A 17,486-nucleotide genomic window follows, 5' to 3' on the forward strand; every position below is an offset into this window, starting at 1 on the left:
AGGCCGAAGGCCTTCAGCGATCCCAAAACCTTGCGCCTGCTGCGCAGTCGATCGCAGCCTGCGGCAGCGGCTACAGGTACCGGGTGTCAGGCTTGCAGGCGCCAGCCCATGACGTCGAGCAGGTCGCAGCTGTCGCGCAGCAGGATGGCGCCGGCGTTGGCCAGGTGTTGCAGGTCGGTTCCGTCGGCGTCTTTCAGGTCGAGGCGGGCGAGGCTTTCCAGCACTTGGGTAACGGCCAGCAGGCGGGCTGCGCTGTTGGCGTGGAGGACGTCGAGTGGGGTGTTTTTGTCGATCAGCAGGCAAGGGATGAGGCTGTCGATGCCCGTGAGGGGGATGTATTGCTTGTTCATGGGGTACTCCTTCGCGGATGAGAGGAGCTGCCGTCGTCGCCAAACGAAAGGGTGGCAGCTGCACGCAGGTTGGCGAACCGACCATCCACAAATCGGCAGATCCGAAGATCTCCCGCGCACAGCCGCCATAAAAGATCGCCGCGAACATAAAGGCTCGATGGCAAAGATTGCAAGCGTGACTGCTTGTAGATGAGTGGCCAGGTCGCCAAACCCGGTCGCCTTATGGGCGAGCAAGGAATATAGGACGCGGTTTCCGGGGCGGACAAGTCAGCACTTTCTGCAAGTTGTGTAGGGCCAATCGCCGTCCGTTGTCCTTTGTTCTGCGCGGGTTTCAGAGGGGCAAGCTTTTCAGGATCGCCTGATTCAGCAGTCGATTATGCGCCGTTACGTTCGAGGGCCTATCCCTCACCAGGAACGTACGCCATGGCTTTTGTCATCAGGGAAGGCGACCCCACCACAACCGGCGGCAAGGTCATCGCCGGCTCGGGCACCACCTTTGTCGTGAATCAAAGAGTGGCCCGCATTGCCGACCCGGCTTGGTGCCCGGTATGCCAGACGGTCGGTTTTATCGCCGAAGGCCATCACACCTGGGTGGATGACCAGCAAGCCACGGCGGTGGAGGGCGGCCTGGTGCAATGCGGCTGTCCGACCGGGGCCAACCGGCTGGTCGCCACTCAGTGGACGGTCTGCTCCGGGAACCAGCCGACCATCCCGCTCGACAGCGATTGCGTCGGGCCGGCGGTGATCAATACCCAACGATGGGCCGACGCCATTCATAAGGGCTACCCGCAAAACGAGTTTGCCGATGCGGTGCCGCGGGATCAGGTGCGCGGCCTGAGCGTTGCTCACGGCGATATCGTTTCACCGCCGCTGTCCGTGCAGGACACGCAGCATCTGGTCGAGCCGGGGTTTCATATCGTGCAAACGCCCATGAGCCGAGCTGCGCTGGAGACGGTGCTGTTCGGTCAAGCCGATAAGGCGGTGCTGGAGAAATTCCGTCGGCTCAATCCTCAACTCTCAAACGATGCCAAACCTGGGCAACTCGTCGTGCTCAGTCATCCTGACAACTACCAGTGCACTCGCGAAGAAGCGCTGTTGATGGAAGCGGCGGAGAAGGTCGGTGCGGCCTTGGCGTCTATGAGCGATGGGGAAGCGGCTTTTATGCTCAAGTATCGGGCGCAAGTTGAATCGATACTGTCCTATGGTTCGACTGCCTTAGGTGTCAGCACGGCGGCCGTTGGTAACCATATGGATAGCTTGAAAAGAACGTTGCTGGATATCGAAGCGCTTCATCAGAAGTTCTTCCTGCGAGACGGCCACCTTCGTAGCGTCGAGTTCTTCAGTGAAAGAAAAAAGCTGTTCGTGCAGTTGGACGCTAACCTGACAACCGTCACGAAAATGAGCATTGCCTTCCCTGATCACCCCAAACTCAAGAGTGCCTTGAATATTTCAAGCCGCAGCTTGGTGCATCGCTGGACTCAGGCAGGCGCGGTGGGACAGATACCGGGATACGCAACACAGATTGAAGGTGTTGCAACAGCCTCCAAGGTAATCAAGTGGGGCGGTTGGCTTGGGACAGCGTTGGGCGGTGGAGCGTCTTATGTGAAGGTTCAGGACGTTTGCTTAGCAGGGAATAAGCAGGCTTGTGAGAAGGTACGCTTTACAGAAGCCGGAAGTTTTACGGGGGGAGTGGCCGGTGGTGCCGTTTTGGGGGGATTAATCGGTCTGGGTGGCGCGGGAGGAGTTTGTTTGGCTATTGGAGTCCCTACGGGTGGTATTGGCTCTGTAGTCTGTGGCTTGGTAGTGGCAGGTGGTGGGAGCTACTTTGCCACTAAAGGCGGAGAGTCAGCCGGAGAGTTTTTGGGAGAGCTGATTTATGAGGGAGTAAATACGTGGTAATCACCACAACGCATATTGTTCTGGGTGTGTTTATTGGAGTTACGTTTCTCGGAATGTTTACCCTGATTGGGTACTACTTTTATTTAGGCTATACCCGCATGGATAGCATTCTGGAGGCGGTCAAGAACTGCTCGCTGATCAATAGCTATCGGTTTTATCTATTCATGGGGCCTTGGGGGAAGATGATGATGGTGGCGGGAGTGGGCAACTGTTTGTTGTTCTCGAAATATCTCATTAAACATGGGGCGTTGGACAAGGGGGATATCGAGAACTTTCCGGAGCCTCTCAAGGGGCGATTGCTGATGTTGCAGTACATCGGATGGGTGTTGTTGGCGAGTCTTTTCCTGGAAGTTATCGCAGTCAAAATTCTTAGAGGTTAAATACAACTATAAGGAGCGACTGCCGAGCGAGCGCTTTTCATGTTCAGTATGGGAAATGCCACCCTGTCTGATCAATTTCAGTAAACCGGCATGCAAGCATATCGCTGTATCCACCAGATCATTCCAGACAAGGACAAACCCATGACAGACCTCAAGCCCTCGCAACCGGGGGCTGTCGATGCTATTGCCTACAACCGGGCCTCTTCGGCCTTGCAGCGAGCATTTGCCTTGTTGCAGCAACGTGTCTATCCCGAGCCGGATGCGCCTGAAGAAGCAGCGGTCGCAGCGCTGCACGATCCTGTGTTCGACGCATTTTCGTTCTATATCTGCGCGTCTGACAGGGTGGTCAGCTATGCCGCCGTTGCCATGAAGACCATCGAGCATGGCGGCGATACCTTCGAGATTGGCGGGCTCAGTTGTGTTATGACCGATCCTGACTGTCAGGGACAAGGCCTGGGGCTGAGGACAGTCGCTGCGGCCACCCGCTGTATGGAGCACAGCCATCTCGATATTGGCGTCTTCACCTGTGACCCACCTTTGGCGCGTTTCTATGCCCGGGCCGGTGGTTGGACGATTGCGCCGGATGTGGTCCTGATCGGCAACCGGCACGATGGGGCGTTGCGCAGCGATACGCTGGGGAAGGTCGTGCTGTTGCGGCTGTTTTCGGCGAAGGCCAGGGCGGCGGCGTCGGCATTGGCCAGTGGGGGCATCGATCTGGACCTGCCAGACGGGCAGTTTTTATAGCGGCGATGGTGGTGGGCTGGGAGTCTTGTGTCGTCCATCCAGCTTATCGGCGACAGTGCCGACGCCATCGCGGGCAAGCCTCGCTCCTACACGTTCTCGAGCCCCGATGAACGCGAGGCTCCAGCCTTTTGCGACTCGTCTCCTGGCGGGTCAGGACTATCTGGATTGGTCTTACGGGACCTCCTTCTTTCTTGGATATCCCCTACCCGATTCGAGTACCCGGTGCTCTCAGCGTTGTCATCGCGAACAAACCCCACTCTCTGGTGAATGAAGCTTTTGTGACAAAAGTTCGGTAGCACTTCGCCAGTCCCGTCATGGATATGTGACGCGCTTGAGGGGGCCTTCTGGCCACTGTTCTGAGCCGAGGCGGGACGCCGGGAGTGAGGTGATGGGGACTATGGAACGCTACGCGAAAGTGGGCATGCAGGAGCTGGACCAGCGGCTGTCGAAGATAGTCGAAGCCGCGCGCAAGAAGCCGGTATCGGTCTATCGCTACGGGGCGCCGTGGGTCTGGATCGTTTCCCAGGATGACTGGCAGGGCGCCTTGAAGGAGGTGTCGAGCTACATCCCGCCGGGCCATTCGCTGGTGTTGCTGCGCCCGCAGATCGACGCCTTGCTCGACCAGCACCGCGACATCCTCCAGGGCCTGGATGCCGAGCCCGGCATGCTTATCGCCCCACGCACGGTGATGCACATCCTGCTGTTGCAGCTCTTGTACTCGGTGCCTGGCGAGCAGCAGCTGTACGAGCAGCTCAATTACAACCTGCTGTTTCGCTGGTTCGTCGGCCTGGACCTGAACCACAAGGTCTGGAGCCTCGGCGTGCTGAGCCGCGATATCGCCACGCTGTTGAACGATGCGCGGGCGGTGCTGCTGATCCAGAAAATCATCGGTGAAGTGTTCTGTGGCGCCTTGCTGCAAATGCCCGAGTTCTCGTTGAACTTCGCGCTGCTGCACAGCTGGCTGGCCAAGCACGCCACGACATCGACCTTGAGCAATTGAGGCGGCCAAACGCCGTACAGACGGCGACGGCGGTTTCGACGCGGTTGGACATTCTTGGAAATCTAGGGGGCGGTGTGGAGCATCTGTTCGATAGGGGGCGGCCGGGGCCGACCAGGCGCTGGCTGCCGGTGTGCGGCTGGCTGGCGCTGGTCGCGCTGAGCCAGCCGTTGTTGGCCGAGGAGGGCGGCCCGGTGGAGGGCGAACCGGTGCAAGGCGGCGCATCGCAAGGCGAGGCCGCGCCCGCGCGGCTGGTGGATGTGAATGAGTACTTCGTGCGCGGCAACACCGTGCTCGATGCCCGGGCCATCGAAGAAGCGGTGTATCCCTTCCTCGGCCCGCAGAAAGCCCTGAGCGATATCGAGGGCGCCCGCGACGCCTTGCAGAAGGTCTACCAGGCCCGAGGCTACCAGTCGGTGTTCGTCGAGCTGCCGGAGCAGAAGGTCGAGGACGGCATCGTCTACCTGCAGGTCAGCGAGACCAAGGTCGGGCGGGTGCGGGTGGTGGGGGCCAAGCATTACTCGCCGGTGGAAATCCGCGACGAGGTGCCGGCGCTGCAGGAAGGCGAGGTGCCGGACTTCGCCAAGGTCCAGGGCCAGCTGGCGAGCCTGAACAAGACCCCCGGGCGCCAGGTCATGCCGCTGGTCCGCGAAGGCCAGCGCCCCGGCACCATGGACGTCGACCTGCAGGTGGAGGACCAGAACCCGTGGCAGGCCAGCGTCGGCCTGAACAACGACTACAGCGCCGACACCAAGCACCTGCGGGCGGTCACTAGCCTCGGCTACAACAACCTCTGGCAGCTGGGCCACAGCATTTCCCTGACCTATTTCACCGCGCCCGAGGACCAGGACAACGCCAAGGTCTGGTCCGGTTCCTACACCGCGCCGCTGAACGAGCGCTGGAGCCTGCAGTTCGCCGGCTACCAGTCCGACAGCAACGTCGCCACCATCGGCGGCAGCAACGTGCTGGGCAAAGGGCATTCCTACGGCCTGTCGCTGATCTATAGCCTGCCGGCCAGCGGCGCCTGGGCCAATTCGTTCTCGGTCGGAGTGGATTTCAAGGACTTCGAGGAAGAGCTGAGCCTGGGCGGCGACAGCGACAAGGTGCCGCTCAAGTACGCACCGTTCACCTTCGCCTACAACGGTTTCCGCTACACCGAGACTTCCCAGCTGGGCCTCGGCCTGAGCCTGGTGGCCGGCACCCGCAGCCTGTTCGGCTATGGCAGCTCGGACGAAGACTTCGACTACAAGCGCTACCGCGCCAACCCCAGTTTCGCCGTGCTCAAGGGCGACCTGAATTACACCTACACCTTCGCCAACGACTGGCAGACCGGGTCCAAGGCGGCCTTCCAGCTGGCCTCGGGGCCGCTGGTGTCCAACGAGCAGTTCTCCGCCGGCGGCGCCACCTCGGTGCGCGGCTACCTGGCGGCCGAGCGCACCAGTGACGACGGCTACCTGTTTTCCCAGGAGCTGCGCACGCCGTCCCTGGCCAAGTACCTGGGCGGTTATGTCAACGAATGGCGCTTCTATGCCTTCGCCGAAGGCGCGCGGATGTACCTGCGCGACGAGCTTCCCGACCAGGAGGCCGACTACAGCCTGGCCAGCGTCGGCCTGGGCACCCGCGCCAGCTTGAGCAAATGGCTTTCCGGCAGCCTGGACTGGGGTTACCCGCTGCTTGATGGACCGAACACCCAGAAACAGGACTCGCGCGTGCACTTCAGTGTGCAGGCGACGTTTTGATCTTTCACGGAGTAACTTTCATGCAGCGCTTACTGATTTCCCTGTTGATCTGCCTGGGCTTCGTGCTCCCGGCGACCGCCCAGGCGTGGTGGCAGGACGACTGGCACTACCGCAAGCAGATCTCCATCGACACCACGCCGCAAGGCGCGGCCATCAACCAGGCCCTGGGCCGCACCGCGTTGCTGGTGCGCCTGCACACCGGCAACTTCAGCTTCGACGGGGTCAAGGAAGACGGCTCCGACCTGCGCTTCGTCAGCGCCGATGACAAGACCGTGTTCAACCACCAGATCGAAAGCTTCGATCCGCTGATGGGCATGGCCCTGGTCTGGGTCGATGTGCCGAACGTGGAGGGCGGCCAGCGCCAGGACATCTGGATGTACTACGGCAACCAGAAGGCCCCGGCGACCGCCAACGGCCAGCTGACCTTCGACCCGAACTACATCGCCCTCTATCACTTCGACGGCGCCAACGGCACCCCGGCCAAGGACACCACGGCCTACGGCAACCATGCGCAGAACGCCACCGGCGCGAGCATCGATGGGGTGATCGGCCGGGCCTTGCAGTTCAACGGCCAGCCGCTGCTATTGCCGGCCAGCCCGTCGCTGCAACACACCGCCGACGGCGCCTTTACCTTCAGTGCCTGGCTGCGCCTGGACCAGGCCAGCGGCGAACAGTTGCTGCTGGCCCGGCGTGAAGGGGCCAGCAGCCTGCTGATCGGGGTCAACCAGGGCGTGCCTTTTGTCGAGGTCGACGGCCAGCGCGCGGTGTCGACCCAGCCGCTCAATCCCGGGCAGTGGCAGCACCTGGCCCTGACCGCCCAGGGCAGCCAGCTGGCGCTATTGGTCAATGGCCGCGAAAGCGCCCGCCTGGCGGTGGCGCTGCCGGCGTTCAATTCGCCGCTGGCCATCGGCGCCGATTTGCCGCCGGCATCAACGCCAGGGGCAACGGCCGAGGCCAGTGCCTTCCTGCCGTTCAATGGCGCCATCGACGAGCTGCGCCTGTCCAAGGTGGCCCGTCCCGCCGGCCTGCTGCTGGCCGATGCCGTGGCCCAGGGCGCCGAGTCGAAGCTGGTGGTGTACGGCGTCGATGAAGAACAGTCGGGCTTCGGTTTCGGCAGCCTGGGCTTTTTGCTCAAGGCCGTGCCGGTGGACGCCTGGGTGATCATCGCGGTGCTGGTGCTGATGATGTTCCAGTCGTGGATCATCATGATCCGCAAGAACCGCATGGTCGGCCGCGTCAGCAGTGCCAACCAGCTGTTCCGCGAGCAGTTCGCCCGGGTCGGCACCCGCCTGGAAATGTTCGCCGACGACCGCGATCTGGCCCATCACCTGGAGCATTCCTCGCTGTGGCGCCTGTACCAGGTGGCGGTCCAGGAGATCCGCACCCGTCGCGAGCAGGGCGCCGACACCTCGTCGGTCTCGGCGGCGACCATCGAGGCCATCCGCTGCTCCATGGACGGCGTGCGCACCCGCGAGAACCAGCAGCTCGGTTCCAAGCTCTCGACCCTGTCCAACGCCATCGCCGGCGGGCCCTACATCGGCCTGCTGGGCACGGTGCTGGGGATCATGGTGGTGTTCCTCGGCACGGCCATGGCCGGCGACGTGAACATCAACGCCATCGCCCCGGGCATGGCCGCGGCCCTGCTGGCCACCGCCATGGGCCTGTTCGTCGCGATCCCGGCGCTGTTTGGCTACAACCGGCTGATCACCCGCAACAAGGAAGTCAGCGCCGACATGCGGGTGTTCGTCGACGAGTTCATCACCCGCCTGGCCGAGTTGCATGGCGCCAGCCAGTCCAGTGAAGCCGCGCCCGCGCGGGCTCATAACGCCAGCGTGCCGGCCTGAGGAGAAACGTCATGGCTTCTGTGAACGCCTCCCACGACGACGATGACGACGCGCCAGTGGACAGCATCAACATCACGCCCCTGGTGGACGTGCTGATGGTGGTGCTGGTGATGTTCATCCTCACCGCCACCGCCCAGGTTTCCGGGATCCAGATCAACCTGCCCAAGGCCAGCGCTTCGGTGTCGCTGTCCGAGGCCAAGACCAAGGCGATCTCGGTCAACGACGGCGGCCAGGTATTCCTCGACGCCTACCCGGTGACGCTGTCGGAGCTGGAAGAACGCCTGCGCATGGAAAAGGCCCTGAACCCGGACTTCCCGGTGATCGTGCGCGGCGACGCCACGGTGCAGTACCAGAAGGTCATCGAGGTCCTGGACCTGTTGCGCCGGCTGGAGTTGTCCCAGGTCGGGCTGGTCACCGGCAAACCGAGCCAGGGCTGAGCCATGACCGCACAACAACCTATCCAGTTGCCGCCAGTGAAGAACCGCACGGCGCCGCGCCTGCTCAAGTGGGGCGTGGGCCTGCTGCTCGGGGCCATTGCCGCCTGGCTGCTCTGGCAGTGGGCCAACGACATGAGCGGCGTGCGCCGTGAGGCGCCCAAGGTGCCGACCATCATTCCGCTGCCGCCACCACCGCCACCGCCGCCGGAAAAACCCAAGGAGCCGGAGCCGCCGGTCGAGGAGAAGGTGCCCGAACCGGAACCGACCCCGGAGCCGGAGCAGGTCAAGCCCGAGGAAGAGGCGCCGCCGTCGCCGGTGGACGACCTGGCCAATCCGATGCAGATGGATGGCGATGCCCAGGCCGGCAGCGACGCTTTCAACATCGGCGCCGGCAAGGGCGGCGGCATGGCCGGCTCCGGCGGTGGGCGCCTGGGCAACGGCACCTACAGCCAGTTCCTGGCCTTCACCTTCCAGCGCGTGCTGCGGGAAAACCCGGACCTGCGCAACCAGGCCTTTTCGCTGCAAACCGACGTCTGGCTGAGCGCCGTCGGCGAGATCACCCGGGTCGAGCTGGTCAAGTCCAGCGGCAACCCGCAAATCGACACCCAGGTGCTGGCCGCCTTGCGCGGCGCACCGCACCTGACGGAGCGGCCACCGGCCTCCCTGACCCTGCCTGTTCGCCTGTCCCTGCAGGGGCGGCGCCCGGGTTAACCGAACGACTGATGCAAGTTTTGCCAAAAGGAGCTGTGTGCAAATGATTTCCAACGTGAATCGATTGTCCCTGGCGATCGGCATGGTCATCGCGACCCTGGTGGGACCGGTAGCGGCCGCGCCCGCTGCGCCCTCGGAAAACGCCACGATCAATCTGATCCGTTTGCTGGTGCAGCAGGGCGTGCTGAAACAGGAGCAGGCCGACGGCCTGATCGCCCAGGCCGAGCGCGAAGCGCAGCAGGCGCGCCAGGCCAGCACCGCGGTGGCGGCAGGGCCGGCGGCGACGCCGGGGGATGTGCGGGTGCAATACGTGCCGGCCATCGTCCGCGACCAGATCCGCGACCAGGTCAAGGCCGAGGTCATGGCCACCGCCAAACAGGAGAACTGGGCCCAGCCCAATACCTTCCCGGACTGGGTGTCGCGCATCAGTTTCGACGGCGACATTCGCCTGCGCGACGAGTCGCGCTACTACTCGGGCAGCAACAGCAACGAAATCGTCGACTTCGCCAAGCTCAACGACAAGGGCCCGTACGACGTCAACCCCAACAGCAGCTCCAACCTGCCGCCCTTGCTCAACACCCGCGAGGACCGCGAGAACCTGTTCCGCCTGCGCGCCCGGCTGGGCATGAAGGCCCAGGTCGCCGAGGACTGGACCGCCGGCATCCGCATCGGTACCGGCTCGGACAACAACCCGGTGTCCACCACCCAGACCCTGGGCGGCGGGTTCGGCAAGAAGGACATCTGGCTCGACCAGGGCTACCTGACCTGGAAGGCCACCGACGCGCTGACCCTGACCGGCGGGCGGATCGCCAACCCGTTCTTCTCCACCGACCTGCTGTATTCCAACGACCTGAACTTCGACGGCGTGGCGGCGATCTTCAACCACAAGCTCAATCGTGACTGGGGCCTGTTCGGTACGGTCGGTGCGTTCCCGGTGGAATACACCAACGACACCTCCACCAGCAACGGCTTCGACAAGGAAGAGAGCGACAACAAATGGCTGTACGGCGCGCAGATCGGCGCCAACTGGGCGATCAACGGCAACCACCGGCTCAAGGGCGCATTGGCCTACTACCGCTTCGACGACATCGAGGGCCAGCGCTCCGGTGCCTGCGAACCCTGGGCCGGGGCGCCGGGCTGCGACAGCGACGGCAGCCGCGTGGCCTTCATGCAGAAGGGCAACAGCGTATTCCTGCTGCGCGACATCACGCCCAACCCGCTCAACCCGGCCGCCACCGCGCAGCCGCAGTTCGTCGGCCTGGCCTCGGAGTTCAACCTGCTGGACTTGAACCTTACGTGGGACGCCGACCTGCCGGAGAACTTCAAGCTGCGCAGCCAGGCCAACTACATCCACAACCTGGGTTACGACGAAGGCGAGATGCGCAAGCGCTCCGCAGGCCAGATCGTCAACAACCTGGACAGCAATGGCGAGCTGGAAAGCGGCGCCAACGCCTGGATGGTGCAGTTCACCCTGGGCAACAGCCTGGAGCTGGCCAAGCAGGGCGACTGGAACCTGTTCGCCGGCTACAAGTACATCCAGCCCGATGCGCTGCCTGACGGTTTCAACGATTCCTCGTTCCACCTCGGCGGCACCAACGCCAAGGGTTATTTCCTCGGCGGCAACTACGGCCTGGCCAAGAACGTCTTCGCCACCGGCCGCTGGCTGAGTTCCGAGGCGGTGTACGGCGCGCCGTTCGACATCGATGTCTTGCAGCTTGAAATCAACACGCGCTTCTAGGGCGCAGGGGTGCATTGCTATGAACAGTCTCGATATGAACACGCGAGCCAGGGCAGGGCGCTGTCTGTGGATGGGGCGCGGTCTGTTGTTGACCCTGGGCGTGCTGATGGCCAGCGGGGCCAGCGCCGAAGGCATGGAGGAGCGCCTGCGCACCCAGTTGCGCAGCACCACCCAGCAGTTGCAGGCCCTGCAGAGCGAACAGGCCCAGGCCAGCGCGGCCCGGGTCGCCGCCGAGAACCAGGCCAAACAGGCGCAGGCGCAGATCAAGCAACTGAGCGCCGACCTGGCCAAGGCCCGCGGCGTCGCCGAGCAACTGGCCGGCCAGCAGCAGAACCTGCACAGCCAGGCCCAGGCGCAGATGGCTGCCAGCAGCGAGCAGATCGGCAAGTTCAAGAAGGCCTATGACGAACTGCTGGTCATGGCCCGGGCCAAAGAGGCCGAGCGGGCCAGGCTTGAGGCGCAATTGAGCGAGCGTGACACACAAGTGCAGCAATGTTCGGTCAAGAATCAGCAGATGTATGGCGTGGCCAAAGAGATTCTCGCGGCCTACGAAAAGATCGATGTGGCCGAAGTGATGAAAATCCGCCAGCCGTTCGCCGGCGGCGCTCGGGTCAAGTTCGAGGAACTGGCCCAGGGCTTTGGTGACGAGTTGTACAAAACCCAGTTCGATGCCCCGCGGGCAGCGAGCACTCACTGAATACCAGGGAAGAATCGAGCATGACTGAACAAGCGCAACTGATCGCCAGCGTCACCCCGCAGAGCCTCACCGAGCTGCTGCAAGGGGCCGGCTACCGGGTCAACCAGACTGACCAGAACGGCATCGTGCAACTGCTCAGCGCCAGCCAGGGCATCGGCTACGCCGTGCGCTTCGGCAACGCGGCGGGGGCTGAACAGGGCCGCTATGTGGACTTCACCTTCAGCTGCGCGCTGCGGGTCCAGGGCGAGTTGCCGGCGGGCCTGGCCGAGCTGTGGAACGCCTCGCGGCGCTTTGCCCGGCTGTCGGTGCAGGGCGAGTTCCTGGTGATGGAAATGGACGTGGTGGTGGCTGGGGTCGGCCACGATCACCTGCGCAGCCAGCTGGAACTCTGGGATCGGTTGTTGCAGGAATTCATCGTCTACCTGCGCGACTACAGCCAGCACGCCGCGCGCCTGCAGGCCCAGGCCGATGCACCTGAAACGACGCCTGACGCAGCGCCCGCGGCCGCCGCCGAGGCTGTCGTTGAGGTGCCTGGGCAGTGAAGAAGCCAAGCCTGGTGGTCGGTGTCGGCGCCCTGGCCCTGGTGGCGCTGGCGGTGTGGCTGGGCGTACGCCCGGGCAGCGACCCGGTGGCGGCGCAACAGCCCAGGGTGGCGGTAGCCAGCCCGGTCGACGACGGTCCGGCGGTGGCGCGCCTGGGTAACCAGCGGGTGGCGCCGGAGGAGCTCAAGGCGCTGTTCGCGGCGTTGCCCGAGGCGTCCCGCGAGCAGCTGCGGGGCAATCGCCCGGCCCTGGAAAACTGGATTCGCACGCGCCTGGCGGAAAAGGCCGTGCTCGAACAGGCCGATGCCCAGGGCTGGCGCCAGCGTCCGGAGGTGGCCTTGCAGACCCGGGTGGCCACTGAGCAGATCGTCTTTCGCGACTACTTGCGCTCGGTCAGCCAGGTCCCGGCCGGCTACCCGAGCGAGGCCGAGTTGCAGCAGGCCTACGACGCGGGCAAGGCGCAGTGGCAGACCCCGGCCTTGTACCGGGTCAGCCAGATCTTCCTCGCGGTGAATGAGCCGCAGGCGCTGGAGGCGACACGCAAGCAGGCCCAGGAACTGAGCAAGAAGGCCCAGGCCGCCCCCGGCGAATTCGCCGCCCTGGCCAGCCAGTATTCCCAGGACCCCGACAGCGCCCGGCGCGGCGGCGACTCCGGGTTGCAGCCATTGCAGCAACTGCTGCCCGAGGTCCGCGGTGCGGTGGCGCGCCTGAAGGTCGGCGCGGTGTCCGATGCGGTGCAGAGCGCGGCGGGTTTTCATGTGCTCAGGCTGACCGAGCAGCAACCGGCCCGCACGGCGACCCTGGACGAGTTGCGCGAACGCCTGACCCAGGCCCTGCGGGCGCAGCGCCAGGAACAGATCGCCAAGGCCTACCTGGAAGGCATGCTCGACACCGCGACCCTGAGTATCGACGGCGCGCAGTTGAACAAGGTGCTGGAGGAGAAGCTGTAGGGGGCGGAGTGGCCGATACCGCTATGGACGGCAACGCCGGCCAACCTGCTACGAATAACGTGCAATGGATGCCATCACCCACACGACAGGGAGTCACTCATGTCCTTTCTCGAACCCGTCCCGATCTCGGGCATCACCCCCTACATCGCCCAGGCCGAACCCCGGGAAGCCTGGCTGGCCCTGGCCGCCGGGATCGAGCCGGAGCTGGCCCAGTATTTCCTGGTCACCGCCCGTTGCGGCTGCTTCATGCAGGCGGCGCGCAGCCTGAACATCAAGTCGACGCTGCTGCGCAAACAGCTGGCGCACCTGGAGGAACAGTTGCGCCGCCCCTTGTTCAGCTTCCAGGGCAGCGCCCTGAGCCTCAGCCGCGAAGGCCAGCAGCTCAAGGCGCAGCTGATCGCCCTGGCCCACGAGCGCATGCTGCCGGTGCTCGAACAGCCGCTGCTGCGCCTGGCCGTGGCCGAGTCGATCCTGCACGACATCCTCGGTCGCGACTTGATTGCCCTGTTGCGGCGCAACGCCAGCGTGCGCCTGGAGATCATCTCCATCGACAGCGAGCTGTCGTTGCGGGCCCTGAGCGCGGACGTGGTGGTGTGGCTGGGCGGGGTGGATTCACCCAAGCCGGGGCCGAGTTTCGTCACCAGCGCGCCACAGCCGCTGGTGCGCCTGGACTACCTGCCGCATATCGCCAAGCGTTATTCGCGGGTCGCCGCGCGCCCCGACAGCCTGGACGACCTGGCCGACTACATGCTGGTGCAATGGCAGCAGGACCGTCAGGTCGAGCCGCTGCGGCCGTGGAACCAGCTGGTGGAGCAGCGCCTGGCGGGGGTGGTGCAGGTGCATTCCTACGAACTGATGCTGGAGATGATCCGCTGCAGCGCCTGCATCGGCCTGCTGCCTCATTACATGAGCCGCTTCGACCGCGGCCTGACGGCACTGCCCGGGCTGTTCGACGAGGCCATGGCGCGCCAGGTGTGGATGGCGGTGAACGCCGAAGTGGAGCACGACGCCGAAGTACAACAACTGGTCGACCTGATCCTCAATACCTTCCGGGAACGCAGCGAGTGGTTCGACTTCGACGGCACGCCTCCGTAGGAGCGAAGCTTGCTCGCGATGGCGTCCTGCCTGATACACCGCGGCGCAGGCATCGCCAGCAAGCTGGCTCCTACAGAGAGAATCCCTGTGCCCGGCGCTCGCCATCCGCGGCGCTGGCGCTCTACACTCATCGGCTGTATCGCATGAACCAAGGAAGACTTATGCCCGCAGAGATCCCCAGCATCGTCATCGAACGTTTCAGCGAAGCCCATGTGCAGGGCGTTACCGCGCTGTACAACGACCCCGCGGTCGCCCGCCAGGTGCTGCAGATGCCGTTTCAGTCCGCCGAGGTCTGGCGCAATCGCCTGGCGCCGGACAACGAACGGCGGGTGGCCCTGGTGGCGCTGCACCAGGGCGCGGTGATCGGCAGTTGCAGCATCGAGCAATACTCGCGCATCCGCCGCGCCCACTGCGGCAGCGTCGGCATGGGCGTGGCGGTGGAATGGCAGGGCCAGGGCGTTGGCAGCCGGCTGTTGGCGACGGTGCTGGAGGTGGCGGACAACTGGATGAACCTGCAACGGGTAGAACTGACGGTGTTCGCCGACAACGAAGCCGCCCTGGGCCTGTACCGCAAGTTCGGCTTCGAAAGCGAAGGCCGGCTGCGCGACTACGCGGTGCGCGACGGCCAGTATGTCGACGTCGTGAGCATGGCGCGCCTGCGCCGCACGCTCCAGGCCTGACTCGCCCCTGTAGTCGCTGCCGCAGGCTGCGATCGCCCGGAACGGGCGTGGCGATCTTCCGGGCGCCAGAGGTCCTACGACCAGCGTGGCCCGGACCATCGCAGCCTGCGGCAGCGGCTACAGATCATGTCTCTTGATCGCCCAGGGCAAACGCCACCGCCGCCCGCGCATGCAGCTCGGTGGTGTCCAGCAGCGGCAGGGGGCTGTGTTCGGGCTTGAGCAACAGGCCGATCTCGGTGCAGCCGAGGATGATGGCCTGGGCGCCGCGCTCCATCAGGGCCTGGATCACCTGCTGGTAGCGCTGGCGCGAGGCCTCGCTGATGACGCCCACGCACAACTCGTCGTAGATGATCCGGTGCACGGCCTGGCGGTCCACGGCGTCCGGCACCAGCACCTTGAGGCCGCGATCGACCAGGCGCTGCTTGAGGAAATCCTGTTCCATGGTGAAGGCCGTGCCCAGCAGGCCCACGCTGAGGGTGCCGGCCTCGAGGGCGGCTTCGGCGGTCGGGTCGGCGATGTGCAGGAAGGGCACCGAGAGCACGGCCTGAATCTCGTCGGCGACCTTGTGCATGGTGTTGGTACAGAGCACCACGCATTCAGCGCCAGCGGCCTCCAGGCGGCGCGCCGCATCCACCAGGATCCCGGCCGCGAGGTCCCAGCGCCCGGCGTGCTGGGCCTGTTCGACAGGCCCGAAGTCGACGCTGTACATTAGCAACCGCGCCGAACGCAGCGGCCCGAGACGGTCCCGTACCTGTTGGTTGATAAGGCGGTAATACTCGGCGCTGGACTCCCAGCTCATGCCGCCGATAAGGCCGATGGTGTGCATACACAGCTCCTGTTGCTGACAAACCTGAATGCCGAGAGTGTCCCGTGACGCAGCCCCGCGATCTATCAAGAAATTTCACATGCCCGGCGTGCTGAGCAGCAAAGTCCAGGATCACGAGCGGCTGCGCCGCGAACTGCTGGGCGGCACGCTCGACCTGCAATTGCTGCCGCGCGCGGCCTACAGTGCGCGCGATCCGCTGCAGTGGCAAAGCCTCGGTGTGAGCCTGGAGCGCCAGCAGGGCGTGCATGCCATCGGCAGCGACCGGCGCGAGGATTTTGACAGCTGGCCGGGGACCCTGGCCTTGACCCCGGCCGGGGTCGAGGTGTTTTCCGAGTCGCCCCAGGGCGGTGAATACCTGCTGCTGCGCTGGCTGGCCGCCCCCCAGGCCCTGGGCATCGCCCGCGGTTCGCGACGCCTGCAACGGCCCGGACATGCCCGGGCCCTGGCGTTGGGGCGCCAGGCGCGGCGGCTGTTGCTGGAACCCGCCGGCGACCCATTGGCCCTGGAACAATGTGCCCTGCAGTTCGCCGGCCTGGCCGCCCTCGATCCAGCACCGGCCAAGGCCGCCAGGCGCACCGAGTTCGGCCGGGTGCTGACGCTGATCGAGCAGCAGTACGCCGAGCCCCTGTCGCTCGGTGAACTGGCGGCCTGCACCGGGCGCAACGAACTGCGCTTTTTACGCGACTTCACCCGCGCCATCGGCATGACGCCCCATGCCTGGCTGGTCGAAGTCCGGGTGCAGGCGGCGCGCCGGCTGATCGAACGCAGCGACCTGCCGCTCGCCGCCATCGCCCTGGAAACCGGCTTTGCCCACCAGTCCCATATGGGCAGCGCCTTTCGCAAGGTCCTCGGCCTGACCCCGAGCCAGTACCGCGCAGTTTTTTAGTCGTACGCCGACACCCCCCATCTGCCATGCTCAAGGTCCGCAACCGCGGTTTCTCGAAGAGGCATGAACATGGACGACGTACGGCAACTGGGCGAGATGCTTCGGCGCTATGCAGAAAGCGAAGCCCACAAGAAACAGCTGTTCGAAAGCCAGAAGGTGGTCTGGGCGAGCCGTATCACCGAGCTGTTCGAGCATATCCAGCAATGGCTGGCGCCGGTGCTGATGCCGGACCTGCTGGCCTTGAGCCGGGAACCCTACCTGGCCTTCAGCCCCAGCGTCCCGGTGAAAACCTCGACCTTCAAGACCGAGAAGCTGACCCTCGTCATCGTCGGCAAACCGGTGGAGTTCGTGCCCGATGTGATGGGCGCCGCCGGGCAGATTTCCCTGGCGGTCATGGGCCTGACCGCCGCGCGTTACGGCAGCGTGTCCCTGGTGGGCTTAGCCGACGGCAGCTGGCAATGGCGCCAGGCCAACGGCCTGAAGGAGTCCGACGTCTTTACCTTCGACGGCAACTTCCTGGCGTCGCAGTTGCAGGCGCTGATTCCCCGGGAGCGTGGGTGAGGGCCCGGGATCAGGGCTGCGCAGCTTCCAGCACCTTGAGTTGATAGGTCCTCTGTGCTTCCTGCCCTGTGCATTGAGTACCGTAGCTGCTGGTATACGCGTTGATGGTATAGGTGCCCGGTGTCAGCGGTTTACCGGTGATCAGCGCGTAATGGGTTCTTTTCTGGTAACTCAACTCCAGCCCCTCGGGTAACGGATGGTCGGGGTGAATATAAAAACCGGTCAGTGGCGTATCGGCGCCCACCACCTCCAGCTTGACGCTGAACGGCTGGCCGACGACGGCGGTGGGCAGGGTCTCTGGCTGCATCGTGAGATCCGGGCGGGTATAGCAGCCCGGAAGAAATCCCAGCCCACAACCGCTGAGCATGAGTGAAAGACCAATAGATGAAATCAGTGCGCGCTTCATGGGA

19 protein-coding genes are annotated in these 17,486 nt (G+C 64.4%); 16 read left to right on the forward strand and 3 right to left on the reverse strand.

Going from position 1 to position 17,486, the window contains the following annotated elements:
• Positions 1-86: 86 nt before the first annotated feature.
• Positions 87-350: a hypothetical protein gene (locus CXQ81_RS16325; protein ID WP_062825742.1), complete on the reverse strand. Its 264-nt coding sequence runs from the start codon at positions 348-350 to the stop codon at positions 87-89.
• A gap of 423 nt (positions 351-773) precedes the next feature.
• On the opposite strand from CXQ81_RS16325, the gene CXQ81_RS16330 reads away from it, so the two are divergent.
• The 14 genes from CXQ81_RS16330 to CXQ81_RS16395 all read left to right on the forward strand — a co-directional run bounded on the left by CXQ81_RS16330 (position 774) and on the right by CXQ81_RS16395 (position 14,803).
• Positions 774-2,249, forward strand: a complete 1,476-nt coding sequence (locus CXQ81_RS16330) for a PAAR domain-containing protein (RefSeq protein WP_101337817.1) — start codon at positions 774-776, stop codon at positions 2,247-2,249.
• Positions 2,243-2,629, forward strand: a complete 387-nt coding sequence (locus CXQ81_RS16335; protein WP_101337818.1) for a hypothetical protein — start codon at positions 2,243-2,245, stop codon at positions 2,627-2,629. The genes CXQ81_RS16330 and CXQ81_RS16335 overlap by 7 nt, the downstream gene beginning before the upstream one ends.
• Before the next feature lie 141 nt (positions 2,630-2,770).
• Positions 2,771-3,373: a GNAT family N-acetyltransferase gene (locus tag CXQ81_RS16340; protein WP_101337819.1), complete on the forward strand. Its 603-nt coding sequence runs from the start codon at positions 2,771-2,773 to the stop codon at positions 3,371-3,373.
• 388 nt (positions 3,374-3,761) lie between these two features.
• A complete protein-coding gene (locus CXQ81_RS16345) occupies positions 3,762-4,373 on the forward strand; it encodes a transposase (RefSeq protein WP_007928988.1) in 612 nt (203 codons plus the stop codon).
• 74 nt (positions 4,374-4,447) lie between these two features.
• Positions 4,448-6,109: a ShlB/FhaC/HecB family hemolysin secretion/activation protein gene (locus tag CXQ81_RS16350; RefSeq protein ID WP_256593354.1), complete on the forward strand. Its 1,662-nt coding sequence runs from the start codon at positions 4,448-4,450 to the stop codon at positions 6,107-6,109.
• Between the two features lie 20 nt (positions 6,110-6,129).
• Positions 6,130-7,953: a DUF2341 domain-containing protein gene (locus CXQ81_RS16355; RefSeq protein ID WP_101337821.1), complete on the forward strand. Its 1,824-nt coding sequence runs from the start codon at positions 6,130-6,132 to the stop codon at positions 7,951-7,953.
• A gap of 11 nt (positions 7,954-7,964) precedes the next feature.
• Positions 7,965-8,390: a biopolymer transporter ExbD gene (locus tag CXQ81_RS16360; protein WP_101337822.1), complete on the forward strand. Its 426-nt coding sequence runs from the start codon at positions 7,965-7,967 to the stop codon at positions 8,388-8,390.
• 3 nt (positions 8,391-8,393) lie between these two features.
• Complete coding sequence (locus CXQ81_RS16365) at positions 8,394-9,101, forward strand: energy transducer TonB (protein ID WP_101337823.1); 708 nt, start codon at positions 8,394-8,396, stop codon at positions 9,099-9,101.
• 43 nt (positions 9,102-9,144) lie between these two features.
• Positions 9,145-10,839 carry a putative porin gene (locus CXQ81_RS16370; RefSeq protein WP_101337824.1) on the forward strand — a complete coding sequence of 565 codons (1,695 nt, stop codon included), beginning with the start codon at positions 9,145-9,147 and terminating at the stop codon, positions 10,837-10,839.
• Between the two features lie 34 nt (positions 10,840-10,873).
• Positions 10,874-11,536, forward strand: coding sequence for a DNA repair protein (locus CXQ81_RS16375; RefSeq protein ID WP_101337825.1), 663 nt, complete (start codon positions 10,874-10,876; stop codon positions 11,534-11,536).
• Between the two features lie 20 nt (positions 11,537-11,556).
• Positions 11,557-12,078, forward strand: a complete 522-nt coding sequence (locus CXQ81_RS16380) for a YbjN domain-containing protein (RefSeq protein ID WP_101337826.1) — start codon at positions 11,557-11,559, stop codon at positions 12,076-12,078.
• Complete coding sequence (locus CXQ81_RS16385) at positions 12,075-13,028, forward strand: peptidylprolyl isomerase (protein ID WP_007928997.1); 954 nt, start codon at positions 12,075-12,077, stop codon at positions 13,026-13,028. Before CXQ81_RS16380 ends, CXQ81_RS16385 begins: the two co-directional genes overlap by 4 nt.
• A 99-nt stretch (positions 13,029-13,127) precedes the next feature.
• A complete protein-coding gene (locus CXQ81_RS16390) occupies positions 13,128-14,123 on the forward strand; it encodes a LysR family transcriptional regulator (RefSeq protein ID WP_053260999.1) in 996 nt (331 codons plus the stop codon).
• A 161-nt stretch (positions 14,124-14,284) separates the two neighbouring features.
• Positions 14,285-14,803 carry a GNAT family N-acetyltransferase gene (locus CXQ81_RS16395; RefSeq protein ID WP_101337827.1) on the forward strand — a complete coding sequence of 173 codons (519 nt, stop codon included), beginning with the start codon at positions 14,285-14,287 and terminating at the stop codon, positions 14,801-14,803.
• A gap of 124 nt (positions 14,804-14,927) precedes the next feature.
• Here the strand turns inward: CXQ81_RS16395 and CXQ81_RS16400 are convergent, their stop codons facing one another.
• Positions 14,928-15,629 carry an aspartate/glutamate racemase family protein gene (locus CXQ81_RS16400; RefSeq protein ID WP_101337828.1) on the reverse strand — a complete coding sequence of 234 codons (702 nt, stop codon included), beginning with the start codon at positions 15,627-15,629 and terminating at the stop codon, positions 14,928-14,930.
• A 79-nt stretch (positions 15,630-15,708) separates the two neighbouring features.
• Here CXQ81_RS16400 and CXQ81_RS16405 point away from each other — a divergent pair, with 79 nt between their 5' ends.
• Together CXQ81_RS16405 and CXQ81_RS16410 are read left to right on the forward strand one after the other, a co-directional pair.
• Positions 15,709-16,515, forward strand: a complete 807-nt coding sequence (locus tag CXQ81_RS16405) for a helix-turn-helix domain-containing protein (RefSeq protein ID WP_101337829.1) — start codon at positions 15,709-15,711, stop codon at positions 16,513-16,515.
• A 69-nt stretch (positions 16,516-16,584) separates the two neighbouring features.
• A complete protein-coding gene (locus tag CXQ81_RS16410) occupies positions 16,585-17,076 on the forward strand; it encodes a hypothetical protein (RefSeq protein ID WP_178081060.1) in 492 nt (163 codons plus the stop codon).
• A 10-nt stretch (positions 17,077-17,086) separates the two neighbouring features.
• On the opposite strand, the gene CXQ81_RS16415 is transcribed toward CXQ81_RS16410, so the two are convergent.
• Positions 17,087-17,482: a hypothetical protein gene (locus CXQ81_RS16415; RefSeq protein WP_007930255.1), complete on the reverse strand. Its 396-nt coding sequence runs from the start codon at positions 17,480-17,482 to the stop codon at positions 17,087-17,089.
• Positions 17,483-17,486 lie beyond the last annotated feature (4 nt).

It is taken from the genome of Pseudomonas sp. 09C 129 (assembly GCF_002843625.1).
Classification (GTDB): Bacteria; Pseudomonadota; Gammaproteobacteria; order Pseudomonadales; family Pseudomonadaceae; genus Aquipseudomonas; species Aquipseudomonas chlororaphis.

What these genes read in the sequence shown, in the direction of transcription:
- CXQ81_RS16345 (WP_007928988.1), top strand. Translation starts at nt 3,762, where the DNA reads ATGGGGACTATGGAACGCTACGCGAAAGTGGGCATGCAGGAGCTGGAC.
- CXQ81_RS16410 (WP_178081060.1), top strand. Translation starts at nt 16,585, where the DNA reads ATGGACGACGTACGGCAACTGGGCGAGATGCTTCGGCGCTATGCAGAA.
- CXQ81_RS16355 (WP_101337821.1), top strand. Translation starts at nt 6,130, where the DNA reads ATGCAGCGCTTACTGATTTCCCTGTTGATCTGCCTGGGCTTCGTGCTC.
- CXQ81_RS16395 (WP_101337827.1), top strand. Translation starts at nt 14,285, where the DNA reads ATGCCCGCAGAGATCCCCAGCATCGTCATCGAACGTTTCAGCGAAGCC.
- CXQ81_RS16340 (WP_101337819.1), top strand. Translation starts at nt 2,771, where the DNA reads ATGACAGACCTCAAGCCCTCGCAACCGGGGGCTGTCGATGCTATTGCC.
- CXQ81_RS16360 (WP_101337822.1), top strand. Translation starts at nt 7,965, where the DNA reads ATGGCTTCTGTGAACGCCTCCCACGACGACGATGACGACGCGCCAGTG.
- CXQ81_RS16325 (WP_062825742.1), bottom strand. Translation starts at nt 350, where the DNA reads ATGAACAAGCAATACATCCCCCTCACGGGCATCGACAGCCTCATCCCT.
- CXQ81_RS16390 (WP_053260999.1), top strand. Translation starts at nt 13,128, where the DNA reads ATGTCCTTTCTCGAACCCGTCCCGATCTCGGGCATCACCCCCTACATC.
- CXQ81_RS16375 (WP_101337825.1), top strand. Translation starts at nt 10,874, where the DNA reads ATGAACACGCGAGCCAGGGCAGGGCGCTGTCTGTGGATGGGGCGCGGT.
- CXQ81_RS16415 (WP_007930255.1), bottom strand. Translation starts at nt 17,482, where the DNA reads ATGAAGCGCGCACTGATTTCATCTATTGGTCTTTCACTCATGCTCAGC.
- CXQ81_RS16330 (WP_101337817.1), top strand. Translation starts at nt 774, where the DNA reads ATGGCTTTTGTCATCAGGGAAGGCGACCCCACCACAACCGGCGGCAAG.
- CXQ81_RS16370 (WP_101337824.1), top strand. Translation starts at nt 9,145, where the DNA reads ATGATTTCCAACGTGAATCGATTGTCCCTGGCGATCGGCATGGTCATC.
- CXQ81_RS16365 (WP_101337823.1), top strand. Translation starts at nt 8,394, where the DNA reads ATGACCGCACAACAACCTATCCAGTTGCCGCCAGTGAAGAACCGCACG.
- CXQ81_RS16380 (WP_101337826.1), top strand. Translation starts at nt 11,557, where the DNA reads ATGACTGAACAAGCGCAACTGATCGCCAGCGTCACCCCGCAGAGCCTC.
- CXQ81_RS16400 (WP_101337828.1), bottom strand. Translation starts at nt 15,629, where the DNA reads ATGCACACCATCGGCCTTATCGGCGGCATGAGCTGGGAGTCCAGCGCC.
- CXQ81_RS16405 (WP_101337829.1), top strand. Translation starts at nt 15,709, where the DNA reads ATGCCCGGCGTGCTGAGCAGCAAAGTCCAGGATCACGAGCGGCTGCGC.